Source organism: Acinetobacter sp. BY419 (assembly GCF_019038395.1).
In the GTDB taxonomy this organism is placed as follows: domain Bacteria; phylum Pseudomonadota; class Gammaproteobacteria; order Pseudomonadales; family Moraxellaceae; genus Acinetobacter.
Window position 1 is genome coordinate 1 of the sequence record NZ_JAGFXZ010000018.1, and the last position, 21,907, is coordinate 21,907.

Here is a 21,907-nt window from a genome sequence, read left to right on the forward strand (position 1 = left end):
TTACGCAGAATAATTCGGTACTATTGAACATCAGGACTAGAGTTGTGAGTTTGGTGTGGTAACTCAACTGATGGCTCTAGTCCTCTTATTTTTCAAGTCAATTTCTTATCCGCGATTCGGGTTAAATAGATTCATTTTTATTATCCAGCAAATTTCGTAGTGAATCAGAGCAGCTTATGTAGAAGTTTCACGTACAGGAGGTACAAAATCTTTAAGGAAATAAGGCATTAATAGTCCGGTTTCAGAATGTAACAAGCGCTCTTTGTAATAGGTTATATATGCTGTCGTATCATGGTCATTTGGATGGAAACTCGGGCGCAAATATTCCAGAATGTGCATGAAACTACTGCCAAATACTCCACGCTCGCTACCGAAGAGCAGAGCCGTGCTTTCTACAATATCTTTTATATAGTACGGGTTAATCAGATTGCTGGGCTTGCGTACAAATGGCATAAAATAACCCCCAAGCGAAACTCCACCCAGAATCGCTAAGCTTGCTAGTAGGAAGCCACTAATTCTTAACCAATAATTACCTGATAATTCGAGAAAAACATCATAAGCGATATCTTTATGTTCCGACTCTTCCAGCATATGCCACATCCACATAGCACGCTGTCTTTCATCCTGAGATCCAAGCAGATATTCCTCATGCTGCATCATAAATTCGGCAAGAACAGCCGTGTAATGTTCAATGCCCGCCATTAAGGAGAGCTGCAAGGACTGTGGAAGCTTGTAGATGCCATAATCAAAAACTTTTGTAGCAATAACCCGTAATGACTCCACTGGATAACCATTTTCTTTTAAAACTTCATCATTAAACTGATTATGAATTTTTGAGTGAATGGCTTCTTGCCCAATTAATGAAGTGAGCCTTTGTTTTAAAATGGGATCATTAATAAAATCACGATGATAGCGTGCAGTTTCAATCACCACATCTTCACCAAAGGTCAAGAAAATTGAGAGGGCATGAAAATAGGAGGTGGCTAATTCTTTATTTAAGAAAAACTTCTGATCCAGCTCTAACGGATTAAATTTAAAATCAAAATGACGAATTGGGATTGGAGGTTTATCAACAAAATTTTGAATAATTCCCTGATATTTCATACTTAGTCTTCTTGAAAAGACATTTCGAATAATTTGCGTAACCATAGTTTAATCCCTATAGAGAGAATAAAAGAATCTAAAAGCCGCTCATCAATTGAAAGTAAAAAATTTTATAGATTTTTTCTGCAATTTCACTGAATTCAAACCTTAAAACTTTAAGCCTGAGCATGCAGTATCTGTCCCAAAAACTTTTAAAATTATTTCTGAGTTCCTAACAGCATAATGCACTTATAAAATATGGCTAGAACCAAAATGCCCATATCACTATGAACTTTTTTGCCAGCTAAAGTCATTAACGTGCGCACTAAAGTTGCTGCTAAGATGTCTATATCTTGTCGGCTTTGTTGCACAAATATTTAAAAGTTAGACCTCCTCTAAATTGCTAAAATTTAAGGGGAAACTGGGGTATGAGGTTTGCCTAATTCGGTAAATCTATTCAGTACAGCCATACAGGCATGAATTTCATTTGCTGAAAGCACATCAAATATTGATGACAGGACTGATTGATGAGGTTGGCCAGTATCGTCATGGCGGTGTTGGTTTGATGTCAGGGGATTGAGTCGTGCATATGGCTCCACCTGCAAATCAAGTCCACCGTTTAAGGGGAGTGTTATTGCAGTGGTTGGCTGAAGGCAATGAGTACCCATTAATTCAGAGTTCAGTATTTCATTATGAGTTTGTACACCCATTTGCTGATGGCAATGGGCTTATGGGGCGTTTATGGCAAACTTTAATCTTAATCCGGTGGAATCCAATTTTTCTCAATATCCTTGTAGAAAGCTTGACTTATCAAAACCCAAAAGCTTATTACGATGCATTGCAAGCGAGCACTGACCGTTCAGATTCAGCACCATTTATTGAATTCATTCTGCAAATGATTTTAGATGCAATCGTTGCATCTAGCACTAGCGATCAAGTTAAACGTCTCATCCAGACTAAGGCTTTAAGAATCGAGCTTAATTGACGCCACCACAAAAATTATTTTTATAAATAAGCCACTTATATAAGTTTATTTTTTATTTGCACATATTTTCCACATTTTTCTTACCAGAACTTTTGATTTCGATGAATTTATGCTGTGCATGCCACACTCAATTTTGCAATTTCTAGCTTATTCTTATCTCCATGCAGCCATTTGGTGTAGCGCTTGATCAGTATTTGTAAACTATGTCCACGTTGATCAGCGACAAACATTGGATTCACACCATTCATCAACAACATCATTGCATCAGCCATACGGGTTAAAGAAGCGGCTCCAGAAGCCCCTATTTCGGGTTCTGGTTCCACTTGTTCAATCATATAGCTAAATTCTAAAATTATGAGTACAGATATACCTATATAAGATACTATTTTATAGAATTTTTTTGTGTTCTGATTAATTAAGTAATCAGCTACATTAGGTGTCATCAGAAAACCTACATTATGCTATGATTTTAAAGAGTTATTTTTTTTTGTACAAAGAAATAATTTATAACAAGAAAAATCCTTAAAAGGTTTTTTTATTTATAAAAAATTTGAATAATGATTAAAACATAAACAACAAATAGAGCATATATGACAAAGAATTATTATGAAATATTAGGTGTATCTCGAGATGCAACTGTTGAGCAAATTAAAAAAGCTTATCGTAAACTTGCAAGAAAATATCATCCTGATGTCAGTAAAGAAGCTGATGCAGAAGAGCGTATGCAAGAGTTAAACGTTGCCTACGCTGTGTTAAGTAATGATGAAAAAAAAGCAGAATATGATTTTGAATTAGACCATCCACAGACTAGCCAAGGTGGGGCTGGTCATCAATATTATTCAAATATGGGCGGACAGGATTTTTCAGGGTTTGAGGACTTGTTTGGTCGCTTTGGTGGGGGTTTTGGGGGGTTCAATGAACAGCGTTATCAAGGTCGTGCATCCTATAAAGGTGATGATCAACATGCAACTTTAGAAGTAGATTTGGATGTTGCATTCCATGGTGCAACTCAAAATGTCACTTTACAAATTCCAACTATCAATGCATATGGGCAAGCAGAAGTACAGCGTAAAGTCTTAAAAATTAAAATTCCAAAAGGCATGAAAGCAGGGCAAAAAATTCGTTTAACAGGACAAGGGCAACCGGGTATTCATGGTGGTGAAAATGGCGATCTGTATATTGAAATCCAATATAAAGCTACAGATTCAACTTATGTTGAAAACGCGGACGTCTATCATCATCTGAAGATTAGTCCATGGGAAGCAGCACTTGGACGATCGATTACGGCAAGCTTACCCAATGGTAAACAACTCAATATTCAAATTCCTAAAAATGCCAAAACAGGTCAACAATTACGTTTAAAAAGTCAGGGGATCCCTGCTAAAGATGCAGGGAATTTATTCCTCATCCTCGATATTGTGCAACCAACTGCGCAAACTGAACAAGAAAAACAGGCTTATGAAGCATTTGCAGCCGCATTTTCAAACTTTAAGCCGAGATCATCATAAGGAGTAAAATTATGACAACAATTAAATATTATGAGGTGGTCTTAGAAGATATCCAACAGGCAGAAGTTTTAGATGAGCAACAACGTTATGATTTAAATAGTTTTGCTCAGGTCTGTGGTCAAAGTCCTGAATGGGTTCTACAACTGATTGAATACGATATTTTGCCACATCGCTTAAATGCATCAGATTTATATTTTTTAGTGGATGATGTGTCACGCGCACAAAAAGCGTATCGTTTACAGCGTGATTTTGAGGCAAGTTTTACTGCTGTGGCCATGATGTTGGATTTAATCGAAGAATTAGAGCAACTTCGACGTTTAACTAAATATCAGGGATAGACTCAATATTTAGTCATTACTCTATAGCTAAGTTTTAAAACTCGAAGATTAAAATATCTTCAGCATACTTTTTGAAACGCTAACTAATAATGACTTCACCGGCTTTTTTCAGGAGTAGAGCATGAAGAAATTACCAAAAGTAGCATTGGGAACCTGGTCTTGGGGAACAGGATTTGCGGGAGGAGACACCGTATTCGGCAATCACCTGTCCGATAGCCAGATGGCAGAGATATTCAGCAATGCTATGCAGCAAGGGCTTAATTTGTGGGACACGGCTCCCGTCTACGGGATGGGTAGTTCCGAAACGGCGCTGGGTAAGCTGATCCGCCAGTATCCGCGTGAAGATATCATTATATCAACCAAGTTTACGCCACAAATTGCAGATGAACAGTCAGCTGAGCCCGTAAGTGCGATGCTTAATGCAAGCCTCGAACGTCTTGGTGTGCAAGATATTGATATTTATTGGATTCATAATCCTGCCGATGTAGAGAGATGGACACCAGGTCTGATCCCTCTTTTACAGAGCGGTAAGGTAAAGCAGGTCGGTGTTTCAAATCACAGCTTGAGACAAATAAATCGCGCAAACGAGATTCTAAAAACGGCCGGTTTCTCAGTGAGTGCAGTTCAGAATCATTACAGTATGCTCTATCGTTCTTCTGAAGAAGCAGGGATTCTCGACTATTGCCATCAAAATAATATTAGCTTTTTTGCCTATATGGTGCTGGAGCAGGGTGCACTCAGTGGTCGATATGACTCGCAACATCCTATGCCTGCGGGTAGTGACCGTGCTGAAACCTATAACAATGTTTTACCGCAGCTGGAAAAACTAACTACTGCGATGAAGCTGATGGGAGATAAAAGAAATGCCAGCGTTGCCCTGATTGCCATTGCCTGGGCAATTGCAAAAGGCACCCTGCCAATTATAGGCGTAACCAAAGTTGATCATGTTCTAGATGCTGCCAGAGCAGCAGAGATTCAGCTTAGCGCTGACGAAATGGTCACCCTGGAGGATCTTGCTAAAGCAACAGGCGTGGATACGCGAGGTGCCTGGGAAAAACCGATGATTTAACAGGCCTGATGCCAGTAAGAGATCCCTCTTAATAGGCTTTTAACCATATTCAGTTGGTGGTTGTGTTGGCCCTCTGTATGTAAGACGTCAGCAGAAACAAGTTGGCGTCGTATCTGTGTCACTTAGGAGTAAAAAAATGAGAATAATTTGTCTGGAAGAACAACTATCTCGATAAGGCATTTTGCTAAAGCATCCATGGCTGTAGTGCTTGCACAGGCTCCATTTCTGCTCGACTGGGCAAAGACGGTTACAGATGGTCATCATCCGGATCGAAGCCGTCCTTAAATTGAGAAGAATGATCTAATAAATTTAAAAGGTGCAGACCTAGGTAGCGGACGTCTGGCGGATATGGATCAAGCTAGGATTATAATGCAGGTTCTTTCTGTTGGCGGATTTCCTCACTTGGCACCTGCCGCTGAAGCGGTAAATTTAAGCCGCGCCGCGAATGACCGCCTGGCTCGAGCAGTTAACGCTCATCCCGACCATTTTGTGGCATTCGCAACCGCTCCCTTGGGCTCAGCTGGATGATGCAGGAAAAGAGCTGGAGCGAACGGTCAAAGAATTAGGTTTCAAGGGTGCTCTGCTCAATGGTCGACCCTCATCCCATTTTATTGACTATCCTGATTTCAATCGGCTGCTGGAATGCTTTAATACGCTTGGCGTGCCGCTCTATCTTCAACCCCGGGTTTCTTTATCTTTAAATACATCATAAAAACAAAAAATTAATTAGTAAGGAATTTTTGAATTAGTACCACGGAAAAGGGAAATTGCCTTCCAAATAGATTAATTCATACTGCAGATGTACCAAATGGAGGAACATCTCAAATGAAACATACACGTATTAGAACATTCAACACGAAAGTCACTTATCCAGAACAAAATTTAGATAACGATTTATGCCAGGCCGTTGTAGCACGTGGTAGCACAGTTTTCCTTCGCGGACAGATTGGTCAAAACCTTGATACTTCTGAAAGTGTATGTATTGGCGATGTTGCCGGACAAGCTGAACAAGCAATGTATAACATTAAAATGTTACTGGAAGAGGCAGGTGGTGAACTGGAAGACATTTGCAAAATCACGATCTATATCATTGATCCACGTTACCGCGAAGATGTTTATCGTGTCGTAGGCAAATGGCTGAAAGGTGTATTCCCGGTTTCAACTGGTATTGTCGTTTCTGCACTTGCACGACCTGAATGGCTGGTCGAAATTGATGCAACAGCAGTGATTCCTGACTAACTTGATAAAAGGATAACTGCTTATGACATTTTCCATTATTGCCCGTTGTCATAAAACAGGGCAATTTGGAGGGGCAATCAGCTCCTCCTCTCCAGCTGTAGCAGCACGGTGCATCCAGGCCAGAGCGGGTGTGGGTATTGCTACATCTCAGAACATTACCGATCCGTACTTGGCAAGCATTTTGCTAGATATGACCAAATATGATCTGGCACCAGAAGAATCTATCGCGGAATTGGTGAAAAATACCGACTTTATCGAGTATAGACAGCTAACTGTAATTAACTCTGATGAAAAACCTGCCGCATTTAGTGGCAAGAATACATTAGGTATTCATTCACAGTGCGTAGGTGAGCATGCAGTTGGTGCAGGAAATCTCCTTGAAAATGAAGATGTTCCAAAAGCTATGGTAGATGCATTTCATCAAGCGGAAGGAAGCCTGGCAGAGCGACTCTTGGTGGCCTTGCAAGCAGGTTTAGCCGCAGGTGGTGAAGCTGGTCCAGTTCGTTCAGCAGGTCTTTTAGTTGTAGATAAACTTGAATGGCCTGTGATTAATTTACGTGTTGACTGGTCTGATACTCCGATTGAAGACCTGTATCAACTGTGGAAAGTCTATGAACCGCAAGTTGAAGATTATGTTGTTCGTGCGCTAGATCCTTCTGGCTCTCCAAGCTATGGAGTTCCTGGCGATGAATAATGCTTCAGTAAGCGCTGATCAAGGATGTAATAGTGCTAAACAGAATCTCATTACGCCAAATGCAATACTTTGTTGCTACTGCAGAAAGCGGTAGCATCATTATTGCGTCAGAAAAAATTCACGTATCTTCGCCGTCTATTTCTGCCGCTATCGCCCATATTGAATCTGAGTTACAAGTTCAATTATTCATCCGCCAACATGCAAAAGGTTTGATCTTGACCAATATTGGCGAAAAGGTCATGCATGAGTGCAAATATATCTTAAGCCAGGCAAACAGCTTATATGCCTTGGCCGCAGACTTTTCCGGATCCATTCGTGGCCCATTAAAATTGGGCTGTTTCACAGCATTTTCACCCATGATCTATGTCGAAATTATTCATGGCTTTACCAATTTATATAAGAACGTCACTTTGGACTTATGTGAAGAGGATCAGCAAGTTTTGCTGAATAGCTTAATCCGAAATGAACTCGACGTTGTACTAACTTATGATTTAAATATCGATCATAACCTTGTTCACTTTGAGCCATTGGCCGTATTACCTCCACATGTATTGGTCAGTGAAGCGCATCCCTTAGCCCAAAATGTGGCAGTTACTTTAGAAGAGCTGGCAGAGCATCCAATGGTACTGCTCGATATGCCATATAGTAATGACTATTTCATTTCGTTATTCCGCAATCATAAGCTGAGTCCAAAAGTTGTGCATTCTTCACGACATGTCGACGTTGTACGCTCAATGGTGGCCAATAATCTAGGCTATACCATTTTAAATGTTCGTCCTAAGAACAATTATTCCTTAGATGGAAAACGTCTGGTTCGTTTAAGAATTGCAGGTGAGCACCGTCCTATGAAAATCGGGCTGGCGACTGCTAAAAATGCAAATCTGAATACAGTTTGTCAGGCATTTATCAGCCGTTGTCGTGCCTTTTTATCTAATCAATATATTCCAGGAATGGGCGATGCACATTTCTTTGACCCACACGTAAAAATGAAGCGTGTGGCGGAAGAGGTTAATTTATGAGTAATTTAAGTAGTGTGGCGCTTTTATCCAAACTGATCGCATTAGATACCACTTCATATAAAAGCAATCTTGATTTGATCTTATATGTTAAAAAGATTCTGGAACAAAATGGAATTCGTGTTGAGTTAAACTTTAATGCTGAGAAGAACAAAGCCAATTTGTTTGCAAGTACTGGTCCGATTGATCAGCCTGGTATTTTGCTTTCGGGGCATTCGGATGTGGTACCAGTAGAAGGTCAACAGTGGGATAGTCCAGCCTTTGAAGCCACCGAAAAAACCGGCAATATCTACGGGCGTGGTACAGCTGACATGAAAGGCTTTTTAGCCTGTGCAATCGTAACGATGCTGAAAGCGAGCCAATATGAATTAAAGCGGCCGCTACACTTATGCATGTCATATGACGAAGAAATCGGTTGTATTGGTGTACGTGGCATTCTGGATCAGTTGGCATCGACGATCGTTTCCCCCTTGATGTGCGTCATTGGTGAACCAACCATGATGCAACTGGCTTTGGCACATAAAGGCAAAACTGTTTTTCGGGCAAAATGCTGTGGTGAAGAGGGGCATTCTGCGCTTGCGCCTAAATATGTCAATGCAATTCATGTGGCCAGTAAGTTGGTTGAATCCCTGCAAAATATCCAGACCCATTTACGTGAATATGGTACCCAGGATACAGGTTACGATATTCCATACACGACTGTTCATGTCGGTAAAATTGCTGGTGGCACGGCTTTAAACATTGTGCCGAATCAATGCATTGTAGATTATGAAATTCGTCATTTAGCACAAGACCATAGTCACAACATTCAGGAACAGATTCTGGAAAATATTCAAAAAGATTTTCAGGTACATATTGATGTTGAAGAAGTGAATCAATATCCGGGACTCAAGACCTCATCTACAATTGAAGCAGTACAGTTTATTCAGAAATTGTTGCCTGAAGACGCATCGATTGGAAATATTTCATTTGGTACTGAAGGTGGCTTGTTCCAGGGGGCGCTAAATTGCCCTGTAGTAGTGTGTGGTCCTGGCGATATTGCAGTCGCACATAAGCCAAATGAATATGTTGCTTTAGAGCAGTTAAATCAGTGTGATATTTTCCTAGAGAAATTATTAATAAGTCTGCGCTAGGTATTTATTTTAAATATTGTAATGCGCATTTTTTAGTGTATAAATATTATTGAGTTTGCATGTTTGTATTATTATTTCGTTTTTGTTTATTTTAATTAAAGAGACCTATTTTATGTTTATAGGTCTCTTTTTTATTGCTTAAAAAAAACATTGCTAATGCATCACTTTTTCAAAATTACTTATTTATATAAATTCCGATATAACAAAGGTAATAGAAAATAATCATGCTCATAGGGGTTATGAATGGATTTTAATTGGTCATATACATTAGATTTATTGTCAAATAAAAATTTTTGGTTGGCAACTTGGACCGTGATTGAACTCAGTGTTCTGGTTTGGGTAGTTGGGATTGTATTAGGCTTTGTCTTGGCCCTGGGTAAGCAGTCTCGGTTCAAACCATTAGCATGGTCAAGTGATCTTTATATCTGGTTCTTCCGAAGCCTTCCATTATTGGTTCTATTGGTTTTTATCTATAACTTGCCACAAATTTTCCCAAGTTCTAGTGTGATTTTAGCTTCACCATTTCTTGCCGGTTTAATCGCGATGACCCTAAGTGAAGCAGCCTATATCGCAGAAATTCATCGTGGTGGTTTAACCTCAATTCATAAAGGACAAGTCGAAGCAGGCAAAGCACTGGGTATTAAATATTCAGGTATTCAGCGTCTGATTGTGATCCCTCAAGCATTTCGGGTAGCGCTGCCCGCTTTGGGCAATGAATATGTGTCGATCGTGAAATTGACCTCTTTGGTGTCAGTCATTTCTTTAACAGAGATTCTGCTTGTCGGACAACGTTTATATACACAAAACTTCTTGGTCATGGAAACCATGCTTGCGGTTGCCTTCTATTATGTGTTGATTGTGACGGTATTTGGCTGGTTAATTAACTGGTTTGAACGCAAAATTGATATTATGAATCGCAAGCCTGGCCTGTTAGATGAAAATGATCCGCTGTATCAATTACCTGTCGCATCTGTTCGTGCACGTAAAGACATTAATGTAGAACGTCCGGGTGAATATGCTTTAGAAGCCATTGATATTCATAAATCATATGGCAATCAGGAAGTCTTAAAAGGCATTAATTTGAATGTGAAGTGGGGGGAAGTGATCTCGATTATTGGGCCGTCAGGTTCAGGCAAGACGACCTTTATCCGTACCCTGAATGGTCTGGAAGCATTAAATAAAGGTACAGTAAATCTTCTTGGTCAACCTTTCTTAAAAGATCAGGAATTAACCGATGAATCACCGGCCTATAAAAAACAGATTATTAATGTAGGCATGGTATTCCAGAGCTTTAATCTGTTCCCCCATAAAACTATCCTGGAAAATGTCATGTTGGCACCGATGTATCACAACATGGGAACAGTGTTAGACAGCAAAGTCACAGCATTGGCGATGCTGGACAAAGTCGGTATGAAACAACATGCGAACAAGTACCCACACCAGTTATCCGGTGGTCAACAACAACGAGTCGCCATTGCGCGTGCATTGGCAATGCAACCTTCTATTATCCTGTTTGATGAACCAACATCAGCGCTTGATCCAGAGCTTGTGAATGAAGTGCTAAAAGTGATCGAAGAATTGGCGAGTGAAGGTCTGACCATGATCATTGTGACGCATGAGATGCATTTTGCCTTCAAAGTTTCAGATCGTGTTGTGTTTATGGAAGGTGGTCATATTGTTTTAAATGATAGCCCGGATATATTAAAACACTCTGGAAATGAGCGATTAGACAAATTTATTTCTAAAGCAGCATGATTTCTAAAAATAGTGATAAAAAGCAGTCAGTATTTGACTGCTTTTTATTTTAAATCCTCTACCTTTATAAAATTTTATTTTTATAAAGCATTGCGTAAAAAAATCCTAATCGGATTATGAGCAATAATCTTTTATATTTTAAATAGAGAATAAATGAAAACTGAAGTTTGGGGTAATAAATGAAATATAAGTCTATTTTAGCGAGTGCTTTAGTCAGTGGTTTATTGTTGGCTGGATGTGCAAAGAATGAAGAAGCAGCTGTGGCAGAATCAGACGTACAACCAAAAAAATTGGTGAGCGTAGGTTCTGATTTGACTTTCCCTCCCTACGAATATTTACAAGATGGTGTCCCCAGTGGTGTCAGCGTTGCCATCATGGAAAAAATTGCAGAAGTAGATGGCACTTATAAACCCGAATGGGTGGATACCCGATGGGCAAATCTTATCCCAGGCTTAAAAGGTCAGAAATTCGATATTTTATTCTCTTCAATGTATATCACCAAAGAGCGTCTTGAACAAATTGACATGATTCCTTACTACAAAACGGATATTTCATTATTGGTTCGTAAGGATGCAGATTTAACACCAAAAGGGCCTGAGGACTTATGTGGCCGTGTAGTCGGTGCAATGAAAGGCACGGCATTTGCTGCGCAGGTGCAGGAGATCTCCAAGGATCATTGTGTAGCACAAGGCAGGAAAGCCATCACAATCCGTGAGTTTGAAACCTCACCACAAACGACACAAGCCTTGTTGGCACGTGCAGTGGATATTCAATACGATGATGCAGCGGTGATGACAGCAGCAGTTAAAAACTTACCAGATAAAGTCAAGATCACTTCAACAGAACAATTTTTCCCGACTGTAGGGGGTATTGGTATCCGTAAAGGCGATAAAGCGACCTATAAAATGATTGAAGAGGGTTTAAACAAGCTAAAAGCATCTGGCGATTTTGAGAAAATCCTGAATACCTATGGTTTACAAGCACCGACAGAAGCAGACATTGCAGCGGTAATTAATAAGTAAGTGACATAAATAGTTAAAGGTAAAAGAACATGTTAAGACAAGATCAAATTGAACAATTTCATCGTGACGGTTTTTTAGTAGTTGAGAATGTCATGAGCCCAGATGAATTATCGGGGTTACGTGCACAACTGGAATCCTGGGTAGAGGAAAGTCGTCAGTATACTGAAGCTTATGGGGAAAGCATTGATGGCCGGTCACGTTTTGACGTGGACCCGGTAGATCACCATACAGACCATCCAGCCTTAAGACGTGTCAGTTCTCCTACCGAGATCTCAGATGCGTATTATGAAACAGCAATTCATTCAAGCATGGCAGAGATGGCAGGGCAACTGATTGGTGGCAGCGGTACACGTTTCCATCATAGTAAAGTCAATGCCAAGTTACCGCATACAGCAACAACGGTAAAATGGCATCAGGATTTTCCATTTACACCGCACACCAATGACGACATGATTACGGCATTGTTGATGGTGGGTGAAGTGACTGCAGAAAATGGCCCATTACAAGTCATTCCAGGAAGTCATAAAGGGGAACTATTTAATCACTGGCAAGATGGCCGTTTCACAGGAAAAGTTGAAGACTCTGTTGAAGCAAAACATTGTCAAAAATATGTGTCTTGTATTGGTCCTGCAGGTTCAGTGTGTTTTATGCATACACGTTTACTTCATGCTTCTGGTGCGAATAATACAGAATTGCCTCGTTATTTATTTATTACTGTTTACGCAGCTGAAGATGCGGTACCACTATCAGATAATCCATTACCAAGCGTGCATCAAGGACAGCTGGTTTATGGTATAGAAAGTGGTCAAGTCCGCATGGCTGCCAATCAGTTAAAACTGCCACAAAAACCAAAAGGCGCTTCATTCTTTGTGCAACAGGCCGGTTTAGAAATGGCATAAACCAGAAACAATCAAAAAGAGCTTCTTTTGAAGCTCTTTTTTATTGTTTTAAAAATCTTTATTTAATCCATCACACGTGGATCTTCCTCAATCAGAATCGATCTCATTTGTTCAAAATGGGCGATACTGAAGTCTTCAATTTTTTCCCAATCCTGTGCCGTTTTTTCTGCTACCTGATCATTCAAAATATTCAGGGTTTGACCGGTAGAATAAGCATTCATCAGGACTTGGCTTGCACGTTCAAAAGTATACATATCATCAAAAGCAACCCCGATATCGTGTGAAGCAATCAGGACACCATGATTGCCCATGAGTAAACGTGAATTATCTTTCAGCAAGCCTGCCAGACGTTGACCTTCTGCCAATTGATCTGCCATACCGCTGTAATTTGAGTCATAAGATATGCGATTAAAATAACGCGCACTATTTTGCTCAATTGGCAACAAGGTCGGATTTTTTAAGCATGAAAGGGCAGTGGCATAGATCGGGTGCAAATGCATGATGACCTTGATATCAGGTCTCAGCTGGTGAATTTGTCCGTGGATTGCCCATGCAGTTGAATCAATTTTTCCTTTTTCAAAACTGTCCGGATCATCTGCGTGAACCAGAATCAGGTCACTGGCTTTAACCTTGGAAAAGTGTACCCATTTGGGGTTCAGCAGGAAGGATTTTCCATCATCAGATATGGCTGCACTAAAGTGATTTGCAACAGCTTCATGCATGCCTAATTTTGCACTTAAACGAAGCGAAATCGCTAAATCTATGCGTATTTGTGATTCACTTTTCATTTGGCTTATCTCATTGAAATATAATAAAAGTCTAATATTTTTTAGTGCATGTGTTGCATCGTTTTTTCTGGATTGCTAACACAGAAATTCAAAATTACTTTCTTAAAAAAACTCACGTATAACGTCTCTAATGTTATTAAAAAATGAATGTTTGGAGGTGAAAATGAATTTATTTTTGAAAGTCAAACCCCTCATTGTTGTCGTGAGTTTGGCCTGTGGATTATCGGCGTGTAGTGATAAATCAACTTCCCAACAAGAAGCCAATTCTGAGACTTCAGCCAAGGTCTACAAAATTGGCAGTGATATGACTTTTCCGCCATTTGAGTCTGTTGAAAATGGCAAACCGGTTGGTTTTGATATCGATATTGCCAATAAAATATTTGAACAATCAGGTGATCAAGCTATTTTTGTCGATAGCCGGTTCTCAAATCTAGTCAGTGGCTTGGAAGCGAAAAAATTTGATCTGCTGATGTCTGCTTTGTACATCACCAAAGAACGTCTCGAAAAAGTCGATATGGTGCCTTACTACCTGACTACAGAGGCCTTGATTGCTTTAGCTAATTCAGACTATCAGCCTAAAACACGTGATGACCTCTGTGGCAAAACCATTGCTTCTCAAAATGGTTCGATGTTCCCGGAACAGTTACGCCAAATGTCGCAAGAAAGTTGTGTGGCGAAAGGTAAAGCGCCAATCACAGTGCGGGAATTTGTGACTTCGCCTGAGTCCGTGCAAGCCTTGTTGGCCAAAGCAGTCGATGCACATTATGACGATGCCAGTGTGGCACAGAGAACAGTGGAAAAATTAAATGGTCGACTGGTGATCAGTTCAACAGAGCCATTTTTCCCAATTTTAGGGGGGATTGCGATTCCTAAAGGCGACCAGGAACTCTTGAACAAAGTACAAAGCGGTTTAGAAGCCATCAAAAATTCTGGGGAATACGAGCAGTTATTAGCGAAATACAAGTTACAAGCGCCCACTGATGAAGACATTAAAAAATACATGCCGAAATAACTGAGCTGGGATCAACCCATTTCGCGATGAATATGATGTAAGAGATGAAATAAATGAAATTAAAAATTTTAAATCATTGTTGCTTGCTTGCTGTGATGACCGTTTTGAGTACACCAGTTGTCGCGGGGAAATTAAGTATAGGTGATGCAAACAGCACGACCGGAGAATTAAGTGTATCGGGCTTCTTACGAGCCAAATACCAAGATAAAAGCTGGACGGAGAATGACCACAAACTTACATTTGATGCTGCTCGCGTTAATGTCGATTATAAATCTCCTAAATTATTTGGCCATGTAGAATATCGTTGCTATCAATTCGAAAAGCTCTGTGATTTTTCTACCCTTGTCGATGCCTATGCCGGCTATCACTTCAATGAACACCATCTAATTCAGGTGGGTCTGCAAGCCGTACCTTTTGGGCTAGGTCGTTTTTGGGAAAGTAACTACTACGGTGGTGTAATGACCCAGATCGGTCTGGAAGATGTACATAACCTCGGGATTAAATACCAAGGTAAGTTTGATACTGGTACCAAACTTGAATTAGGTTATTTCCCAGGAGATGGTGGTAGCTATTCAGGTCCTTATTCTGAAGATGCTAGTCGCTACACTACGAATTTTGTTAAACCTGAAAATGATCTAATCACTCATCTTGATGAAACGGATATGTTTATTGTTCGAGTCGAACAAGAGGTTGGCGGTTTGCCTGAAGGGATTTCAGGCAATGTTGGTGCTTCTTATTGGTCGTCAGATATCGATAATAAAACCTTTGGCACGACAGGCGACCGCCAGGCATGGGCTTTATTTGGGAATTTGAATTATAACAACCTTGAATTGCTTGCTACTGTCGGAAAAAACGATGTAGATAATGCTGATCCTGTGACATCGAAAGCATCATTAATGGGTTCATTTGATGATAACTTTATGGTGGCGAATGAAGGTATGTTCTATACCATTGATTTAGCTTATTCGTTTAAAGATGTCGGTAAGTTTAAGAAAATTCAACCGCACTTTATGTATAGCCAATATGCGAAGTCTGAGAATAGTTTCAAAGACTCAAGTCGTCATATCTTAGGCGTCTCTGTTTACTATAATAATCTGTTGTTTGTCGCCGATTACATTATGGGAAAAAATGATTTCTTGATTGGTGGTCCGTCAGATTCCTACGCACAAGGGAATGCGAATCAGAGCGAACAGATGTTGAATCTGCAAGTGTCATATCTGTTCTAAGATTGGACTTAGTTGGCGAAAGACAAATACCGTATCTAAGATACGGTATTTTTTTGTTTGGAGTTCAGTAAATGGTCAGTTCGTTTGCTCAGGTAATTCAGCAATATGAAAATCGTCTATCGCGCTTTAGAAGCCGAGGATGATTTACATAGAGGAAGATGAGGAGCGATATGTTGCCTGTTCGCATAAGAGGTTTATGTTAAATAAAGACAATTATTATTTCTTCAAAATAAAAAACCGCCTGTAGGGCGGTTTTTCTTATTAAATATGACTATTCGACCATATGGAAAGCGGTAAAATTTGGCGGTTGATATATGATTTGCGTTTGGGAAAAAATTATCATTCCCGAAATTAAAAACATCAATATTGTTATTACAGAGCTATATAAACGCATTTATTACTTATCAATCCTACTAGACCAACAGATTAACCTTATATTGTTACATTTGCAATATAAAGCTGATTCTATTGAATAAATAAATCTATAATTGATTCATTTCCATCTTGATTTATAAGTTTAATGAATATGCATATAAAAAAACTTGATTTTTCCTGTTTTTAGTATATAGTTAGCTTAACTAGAAAAAAGTCTTGTTCCGGTAAATCTTCTTTAAGTATCGCAGTTTTAGTCATAATCCTTCGTTTTTTCAGATTTTAAGTCGCTTCTTTATTATTTTCAAAGTTATACCCAGTCAATTAAATGACTAAAAATTATTAAAAATTAGTAGGATATATTATGTCAAACTCAAATGTTGTTAAAGGTACTGTAAAGTGGTTTAACGAAACTAAAGGTTTTGGTTTCATTCAACAAGAATCAGGTCCAGACGTTTTTGCTCATTTTAGCGAAATCGCAAGTTCAGGTTTCAAAACCTTACTTGAAGGCCAAATGGTTGAATTCAGCGTAGCCCAAGGTCAAAAAGGACCGAATGCTGTAAATATTGTTGCTATCTAAGCAGTAATAAGCAGTAATAAAAAAGCACTAATTAGTGCTTTTTTTATAATTCAAAATTTAATTTTAAAGTTATTTCCAAAATTGGAAAAAATTCAGAAAAACAGGATTCAAGTTGTTAAAAATAGATTATTTAATTGCAAAAGCTAAAAATGGTACTGAAATTATTGTTTCATTAACTCCCCTTAATAAAATGCAAAATACACGTCGGGGGTTAAAAACAATCGAAGTGGGGAAAAGAGTTCTTCTTTCATCTGGTATGGAGGTTGATTTAAATTTAGATGGTCGTACATTTTATACTTCTTTAAATCAGTTATTTAAACTAGATCATAGAGTTGTTTAGATAAAAAAATAATAAAAATAAAATATTTATTTAAATATTTTCTACTATAATCTTATTAAGGGTATATACATGCTTAAACAGAGTATTAACGTAAAAGATCAGTTTGGGGTTAAACACGCTATTCAAGCAACTGTGGATCATCAGTTTGCCAGTACTCGCTCTCATTCGAATATAAAACATATTACTGTTGAGGGTGAAGATATTCGACCTAGTTTTGAAATGTTCTTTCAGAGCACCTTAAGTGGAAAAATTTTCAAAATTGCATAAATAATGCAAATTTTAAGCTAGTACTTTTTTTCTGGGGTACTCTAAAAGTTAAGGCTTGCTTAGCTTAATTAAAAGGAACTGATTTTGTATTACGCAAATTTCAGTTCTTTTAATTTAAGCTGGGATATTAAATCGTATACATAACCATTTCAAAAATAATTGTTTATGATTAAAATTTGGTGCAGCTATAGCATCTACTACTAGCCATGATTTATTGAAATTTAATGTGAATTTTAATGGTTGCTTCGCTTCAAATTCACCGATCTTATGGTCATGAAGTTCAAAGAAAAAAATCTTCAACCTTTCAAATTGAGTACTATTCTGAAAATTAGGAGATTCTTTTAAAAAGTTATAAATTTGTTCGATAGTTAACAAAGAGACTGTTTGGAACATTTTAACCTTTCATATATTTAGTAGCATTTAATTATGACACATATGAAATTACTTAGTTATTTTTCTTTTATAAAACAATTAAATACTATATATAATAATTTTGGTAATGCTCAAATCTGACATGCTATCCACTTATCTTTCATATCCAGATTGTACTTTAATAAAAACATAGGCAAGATAGCTTCATGATTTTCTTTCTTTTTCGAAAAGCTTAAGGTTTTCCGTGTAAAACGTCCTAAGCGATTTCTTAATGTGGCATTGAACTGCTCAACATGGTTGGTTAAACCTCTATGTTTACCCACAGAGCGATGGGTCTTAGGATCCAATACCTCAGCATAACTTGACCAATAATCACTACATGTTGCTAAATTAAAATAGTCTGAAGGAATACGACAACGTAAATCTGTGCACGTTTTATCATTACGCTGACCACATACATAAGCGATAACCTGACGCGTACGACGACAGAGTGCAATCCAAGTCCAAACCGTATGACGACGAGTTTTACAAAGCTCCAGAGTTCATCCAATTCGAGTACATCTGTAGGTTCTGCATCTAGCAATTCATTACTGATTTTCCTTGTTTTTACTTTTTTTTATCCATCCCATAAGTGTATCAGGTGCAACACCAAATAGACGCTGCATGCCTCTTAAACTACCTTGCTCAAGATAAGTATTGATGATGAGTTCTTTTTGCTCTTCTGTGTATTTGATTTTAGGTTTGAGCACACTTGATCGACCGCAATCTTTACATCTGAACTGCGCATTCCCACTTTTATTATGCCCGTTCTTATAGATATTTACTGATTGGCAACGGGTATATACGTAGCTTATCGTTTCTATGATCATGTTTAGGATTTATTGCTCAGCCATTTTTAAATTTATTCTAGATTCAAACACGTTGTTTTTGGACACTACCAAATTGAGTATATAACCTTAATTTTTATGTTTTTTTAAATTTTAAAGCCTAGATCTAAGTCTAGGCTTCTTCATTTCGTACAGCAGCCATTATTTAAAATGAAGCAGATTTATTTAACTTTTTTGCCATTTTGATCAATGATCATTTCACCATCCTCTTTGCTAAAAGCTCCTAATTGAGGAGCAGACAAAATATCTAAAACGAGTTCAGAGGGTCTACATAGTTTTACACCAAGTTCAGTCACAACAAATGGACGATTAATTAAAATTGGATACTCAAGCATAAAATGAATGAGCTGCTCATCTGTCCAGTGCTGCTGATCCAATTTGTGAGTGTCAAAGGGTTCCACGTTTTTGCGAATAGCTTCACGTACAGAGATACCTGATTTCTCAATCAAATTAATGAGTTCAGTCTTACTTGGAGGGTTACTCAGATATTCAATAATTTCGGGTTCTTCTCCTGTATTTTGAATCAGGGCCAGTGTATTTCTGGATGTTCCGCAAGCAGGGTTGTGATAGATCTTAATTTTTGATGACATTGAATTTACTCAGGGCTTAATAATATTGCATTTATATATGGATATACGTATATTCGCAATAGCATATATATGAGTGTAGATTATGGATCAAGCAGATTTCTTTAAGTGTCTATCTGACCCGACACGTCTGGATATTTTAAAAATCATTTTAGAAAGACAGAATGTATGTGTTTGTGAAATCACAGAGATATTACAACTTAGCCAACCTAAGATTTCTCGCCACCTGGCTTTACTCCGCAACCTTTCAATTTTGCTAGATGAGCGCAAAGGACAATGGGTGTATTACCGATTGAATCCTGATTTACCAGAGTGGGTAAATTCTGTTCTCAATGTTTTAAAAGATGACGTACTGAATAAACCTGCGAGCAGCTTATCTATCTCTATGCAATGCGAGTAATTCAATGTCCCCATCAAAGCTCTCATTCTTAGACCGAAACCTAACCCTATGGATTTTCATTGCCATGGCATTAGGCGTAGGTATTGGGGTGTTTTCCCCCCGGACATCTGTGGTACTAGATCAATTAAGCATTAATTCAGTGAATATCCCTATCGCAATAGGGCTTATTCTGATGATGTATCCACCACTTGCCAAAGTAGACTATGCAACTTTACCAAAGGTATTCGAGGACAAGCGTACCCTTGCATTATCTCTCGTTCAAAACTGGCTAATAGCACCTTGTTTAATGTTTGGCTTGGCAATAATTTTTTTGCACTCTTATCCTGAATATATGACGGGACTGATCCTAATAGGGTTAGCTCGATGTATTGCTATGGTCTTGGTCTGGAATGGCCTGGCATGTGGTGACAATCAGTATGTCGCTGCCTTAGTCGCGTTTAACAGTATCTTTCAAATCTTGTTCTTTAGTACTTATGCCTGGTTGTTCTTGACCTTCTTACCGCCATTCTTTGGGGTAGAGGCACAAATCATTAATGTGAGCTTTTGGACAATTACCCATGCTGTGCTTGTTTATCTCGGTATTCCGTTTTTACTTGGCTTTTTAACGCGGCTGATTTTAGTCAAACAGAAAGGCTTAGATTGGTATCAGACTAGATTCATCCCAAAAATCAGCCCAATCAGTCTTATTGCGCTTTTATTCACGATTGTAGCCATGTTCAGTCTTAAAGGTGGCGAAGTAGTTAGTCTTCCTCTAGATGTGCTTAGAATCGCTATTCCTTTGACAATCTATTTTGTTGCAATGTTCTTCATCAGCTTCTTTATGAGTAAATGGATGGGCAATGACTACCCTAAAACGACTGCTATTTCCTTTACTGCGGCAGGCAACAATTTTGAATTAGCACTTGCTGTAGCAATTGCCACTTTTGGATTAGCTTCACCTGTGGCCTTCACGACAGTTATTGGGCCGCTTGTCGAAGTACCTGTATTGATTGCCTTAGTCACAGTCTCGTTGTGGCTCAGAAAAAAGTTTTTTAAAGAGGTATAAATCTGATGAATTTACCGAATATTGATTTAAGTCTTCTAGAAAAGCCTACTTTAGAAAAAGTTCAAGCAAAAAACCTGGATCATCCACCCAGGATGCTACTTCTGTACGGCTCAAATCGTGAGAGATCATATAGCCGTTTAGCCGTTCAGGAGGCAGGCCGAATCCTGGAGTACTTCGGTGCGGAAGTTGAAATTTTCCATCCTAAAGGCTTACCTCTTCCTGAAGATGGTGATATGCAACATCCAAAGGTAAAAGAACTGCATGAGCTTTTAGCATGGTCAGAGGGCATGGTTTGGTGTTCTCCTGAACGCCATGGAGCTATGAGTTCGATTTTAAAAGCTCAAATCGACTGGATTCCGTTAGCTGCAGGCGCAATACGTGCAACTCAAGGGAAAACCTTAGCTGTAATGCAAGTCTGTGGAGGTTCACAATCTTTTAATGCAGTGAATCAATTGCGTATTCTGGGTCGCTGGATGCGTATGATCACGATTCCAAATCAGTCCTCAGTCCCTAAAGCATTTCTAGAGTTTGAAGAGAATGGTCGTATGAAGCCTTCTCCTTACTACACCAGGATCGTAGATGTCATGGAAGAGCTTTATAAGTTTACGCTTTTAACCAGAGGGCAATCCGCATATCTAACTGACCGTTACTCTGAACGTGTAGAGAGTGCGGAAGAGCTTTCAAAACGTGTAAATCAAAAGAGTATTTAGGCTTTCTAAAATCCACATAATATGAGTTATGCGAAGCCTGGATTCTAGGTCTAGGCTTTTTCATTTCGTATAACATGTATGATCTAATTCTAGAGTGTCTATATAAAAACTAGGTAGTCATGGAGTTAGATATTTCTATTAAATTTTCATCCAGATCGCGAATATATACGGACATGATATTTCCTGTAGCCCCTGTACGTTGAATTGGTCCCTCTTCAATATCAACATTAAGATCATTCAGACGCTTAATAACCATTTCTAATGGAGTTTTTGCTATAAAGCATAAGTCAGCAGACCCTTTGGTGGGATGCTTAGCTTTAGGCTCAAATTCATTTCCTGCTTGATGTAAGTTAATTTTTTGCTGGCCAAACTTTAATGCTTTACGACCCTTTCCAAAAAAAACAACTTCAAAATTTAGAACTTCATTATAAAAATTACATGCTTTTTCTATATCCGCAACAGTTAAGACTAAATGATCTAAATGTGAGATTTCCATATTAGTTCTCAAAAATCTGTGAAGGAAATAACCAGTTATTTGGTTCGCTAAATTTAAGTTATTTGACCCTTTTGTACTGTATAT

26 protein-coding genes and 2 pseudogenes are annotated in these 21,907 nt (G+C 38.6%); 20 read left to right on the forward strand and 8 right to left on the reverse strand.

Translation table 11 applies throughout. The features are described 5' to 3' along the window. Positions 1-174 precede the first annotated feature (174 nt). A complete protein-coding gene (locus KUG37_RS08465) occupies positions 175-1,149 on the reverse strand; it encodes a metal-dependent hydrolase (RefSeq protein WP_216935514.1) in 975 nt (324 codons plus the stop codon). Between the two features lie 421 nt (positions 1,150-1,570). On the opposite strand from KUG37_RS08465, the pseudogene KUG37_RS08470 reads away from it, so the two are divergent. Further along, positions 1,571-2,008 (forward strand): annotated as a pseudogene (locus KUG37_RS08470) (Fic family protein); the annotation flags it as partial. A 167-nt stretch (positions 2,009-2,175) separates the two neighbouring features. Here the strand turns inward: KUG37_RS08470 and KUG37_RS14735 are convergent. Continuing rightward, positions 2,176-2,331 (reverse strand): annotated as a pseudogene (locus KUG37_RS14735) (site-specific integrase); the annotation flags it as partial. 327 nt (positions 2,332-2,658) lie between these two features. On the opposite strand from KUG37_RS14735, the gene KUG37_RS08480 reads away from it, so the two are divergent. The 11 genes from KUG37_RS08480 to KUG37_RS08530 all read left to right on the forward strand — a co-directional run bounded on the left by KUG37_RS08480 (position 2,659) and on the right by KUG37_RS08530 (position 12,741). Further along, positions 2,659-3,576 (forward strand): DnaJ C-terminal domain-containing protein, encoded by a 918-nt coding sequence (locus KUG37_RS08480; protein WP_216935516.1) that lies wholly within the window; start codon positions 2,659-2,661, stop codon positions 3,574-3,576. Positions 3,577-3,587: 11 nt separating this feature from the next. Further along, the gene (locus KUG37_RS08485; RefSeq protein WP_216935518.1) at positions 3,588-3,914 is read left to right on the forward strand and encodes a chaperone modulator CbpM; all 327 of its coding nucleotides are present in this window, start codon (positions 3,588-3,590) and stop codon (positions 3,912-3,914) included. Between the two features lie 121 nt (positions 3,915-4,035). Beyond that, on the forward strand, positions 4,036-4,983 hold the full coding sequence (locus KUG37_RS08490) for an aldo/keto reductase (RefSeq protein ID WP_216935521.1): 948 nt from the start codon (positions 4,036-4,038) through the stop codon (positions 4,981-4,983). 445 nt (positions 4,984-5,428) lie between these two features. Next, entirely contained in the window at positions 5,429-5,695 is a 267-nt protein-coding gene (locus KUG37_RS08495) for a hypothetical protein (protein ID WP_216935523.1), read from the forward strand. A 113-nt stretch (positions 5,696-5,808) separates the two neighbouring features. Continuing rightward, positions 5,809-6,222 carry a RidA family protein gene (locus tag KUG37_RS08500; RefSeq protein WP_152874085.1) on the forward strand — a complete coding sequence of 138 codons (414 nt, stop codon included), beginning with the start codon at positions 5,809-5,811 and terminating at the stop codon, positions 6,220-6,222. A 22-nt stretch (positions 6,223-6,244) separates the two neighbouring features. Continuing rightward, positions 6,245-6,916: a DUF1028 domain-containing protein gene (locus KUG37_RS08505; protein ID WP_216935525.1), complete on the forward strand. Its 672-nt coding sequence runs from the start codon at positions 6,245-6,247 to the stop codon at positions 6,914-6,916. Positions 6,917-6,948: 32 nt separating this feature from the next. Continuing rightward, entirely contained in the window at positions 6,949-7,935 is a 987-nt protein-coding gene (locus KUG37_RS08510; protein ID WP_216935527.1) for a LysR family transcriptional regulator, read from the forward strand. Continuing rightward, positions 7,932-9,065 (forward strand): acetylornithine deacetylase, encoded by a 1,134-nt coding sequence (gene argE / locus KUG37_RS08515; RefSeq protein ID WP_216935529.1) that lies wholly within the window; start codon positions 7,932-7,934, stop codon positions 9,063-9,065. The genes KUG37_RS08510 and argE overlap by 4 nt, the downstream gene beginning before the upstream one ends. Before the next feature lie 243 nt (positions 9,066-9,308). Then, on the forward strand, positions 9,309-10,820 hold the full coding sequence (locus tag KUG37_RS08520) for an amino acid ABC transporter permease/ATP-binding protein (RefSeq protein WP_216935531.1): 1,512 nt from the start codon (positions 9,309-9,311) through the stop codon (positions 10,818-10,820). Between the two features lie 179 nt (positions 10,821-10,999). Beyond that, positions 11,000-11,842 (forward strand): ABC transporter substrate-binding protein, encoded by an 843-nt coding sequence (locus tag KUG37_RS08525; RefSeq protein WP_216935534.1) that lies wholly within the window; start codon positions 11,000-11,002, stop codon positions 11,840-11,842. A gap of 29 nt (positions 11,843-11,871) precedes the next feature. Continuing rightward, the gene (locus tag KUG37_RS08530) at positions 11,872-12,741 is read left to right on the forward strand and encodes a phytanoyl-CoA dioxygenase family protein (protein WP_216935536.1); all 870 of its coding nucleotides are present in this window, start codon (positions 11,872-11,874) and stop codon (positions 12,739-12,741) included. Between the two features lie 62 nt (positions 12,742-12,803). Here the strand turns inward: KUG37_RS08530 and KUG37_RS08535 are convergent, their stop codons facing one another. After that, positions 12,804-13,529, reverse strand: coding sequence for a class II aldolase and adducin N-terminal domain-containing protein (locus KUG37_RS08535; protein WP_216935538.1), 726 nt, complete (start codon positions 13,527-13,529; stop codon positions 12,804-12,806). Positions 13,530-13,692: 163 nt separating this feature from the next. Between KUG37_RS08535 and KUG37_RS08540 the strand changes: the two genes are divergently transcribed. From KUG37_RS08540 to KUG37_RS08560, 5 genes are all read left to right on the forward strand, one after another. Beyond that, on the forward strand, positions 13,693-14,541 hold the full coding sequence (locus tag KUG37_RS08540) for an ABC transporter substrate-binding protein (RefSeq protein WP_216935540.1): 849 nt from the start codon (positions 13,693-13,695) through the stop codon (positions 14,539-14,541). Between the two features lie 53 nt (positions 14,542-14,594). Beyond that, on the forward strand, positions 14,595-15,767 hold the full coding sequence (locus KUG37_RS08545; RefSeq protein ID WP_216935542.1) for a hypothetical protein: 1,173 nt from the start codon (positions 14,595-14,597) through the stop codon (positions 15,765-15,767). A gap of 736 nt (positions 15,768-16,503) precedes the next feature. Further along, on the forward strand, positions 16,504-16,719 hold the full coding sequence (locus tag KUG37_RS08550) for a cold-shock protein (protein WP_004649268.1): 216 nt from the start codon (positions 16,504-16,506) through the stop codon (positions 16,717-16,719). A 112-nt stretch (positions 16,720-16,831) separates the two neighbouring features. Continuing rightward, a complete protein-coding gene (locus KUG37_RS08555; RefSeq protein ID WP_216935543.1) occupies positions 16,832-17,059 on the forward strand; it encodes a hypothetical protein in 228 nt (75 codons plus the stop codon). Between the two features lie 69 nt (positions 17,060-17,128). Continuing rightward, positions 17,129-17,326: a hypothetical protein gene (locus tag KUG37_RS08560; RefSeq protein ID WP_216935544.1), complete on the forward strand. Its 198-nt coding sequence runs from the start codon at positions 17,129-17,131 to the stop codon at positions 17,324-17,326. A gap of 114 nt (positions 17,327-17,440) precedes the next feature. Here the strand turns inward: KUG37_RS08560 and KUG37_RS08565 are convergent, their stop codons facing one another. The 4 genes from KUG37_RS08565 to arsC all read right to left on the reverse strand — a co-directional run bounded on the left by KUG37_RS08565 (position 17,441) and on the right by arsC (position 19,175). Then, positions 17,441-17,719 (reverse strand): hypothetical protein, encoded by a 279-nt coding sequence (locus tag KUG37_RS08565; RefSeq protein WP_216935545.1) that lies wholly within the window; start codon positions 17,717-17,719, stop codon positions 17,441-17,443. 110 nt (positions 17,720-17,829) lie between these two features. Then, positions 17,830-18,237 carry an IS1 family transposase gene (locus tag KUG37_RS14890; RefSeq protein ID WP_216935613.1) on the reverse strand — a complete coding sequence of 136 codons (408 nt, stop codon included), beginning with the start codon at positions 18,235-18,237 and terminating at the stop codon, positions 17,830-17,832. A gap of 48 nt (positions 18,238-18,285) precedes the next feature. Further along, entirely contained in the window at positions 18,286-18,567 is a 282-nt protein-coding gene (locus KUG37_RS08575; protein WP_216935546.1) for an IS1 family transposase, read from the reverse strand. Between the two features lie 179 nt (positions 18,568-18,746). After that, a complete protein-coding gene (arsC, locus tag KUG37_RS08580; RefSeq protein ID WP_216935547.1) occupies positions 18,747-19,175 on the reverse strand; it encodes an arsenate reductase (glutaredoxin) in 429 nt (142 codons plus the stop codon). A gap of 82 nt (positions 19,176-19,257) precedes the next feature. Between arsC and KUG37_RS08585 the strand changes: the two genes are divergently transcribed. Genes KUG37_RS08585 through arsH form a run of 3 tightly spaced genes read left to right on the forward strand, consistent with a single transcriptional unit; the run spans position 19,258 to position 21,327 of the window. Continuing rightward, a complete protein-coding gene (locus tag KUG37_RS08585) occupies positions 19,258-19,572 on the forward strand; it encodes a metalloregulator ArsR/SmtB family transcription factor (RefSeq protein ID WP_216935555.1) in 315 nt (104 codons plus the stop codon). A gap of 4 nt (positions 19,573-19,576) precedes the next feature. After that, positions 19,577-20,617, forward strand: coding sequence for an ACR3 family arsenite efflux transporter (gene arsB / locus KUG37_RS08590; protein WP_216935557.1), 1,041 nt, complete (start codon positions 19,577-19,579; stop codon positions 20,615-20,617). Between the two features lie 5 nt (positions 20,618-20,622). Next, positions 20,623-21,327 carry an arsenical resistance protein ArsH gene (arsH, locus tag KUG37_RS08595; RefSeq protein ID WP_216935559.1) on the forward strand — a complete coding sequence of 235 codons (705 nt, stop codon included), beginning with the start codon at positions 20,623-20,625 and terminating at the stop codon, positions 21,325-21,327. Positions 21,328-21,436: 109 nt separating this feature from the next. Here the strand turns inward: arsH and KUG37_RS08600 are convergent, their stop codons facing one another. Continuing rightward, the gene (locus tag KUG37_RS08600; protein WP_216935562.1) at positions 21,437-21,823 is read right to left on the reverse strand and encodes a VOC family protein; all 387 of its coding nucleotides are present in this window, start codon (positions 21,821-21,823) and stop codon (positions 21,437-21,439) included. Positions 21,824-21,907: the final 84 nt, after the last annotated feature.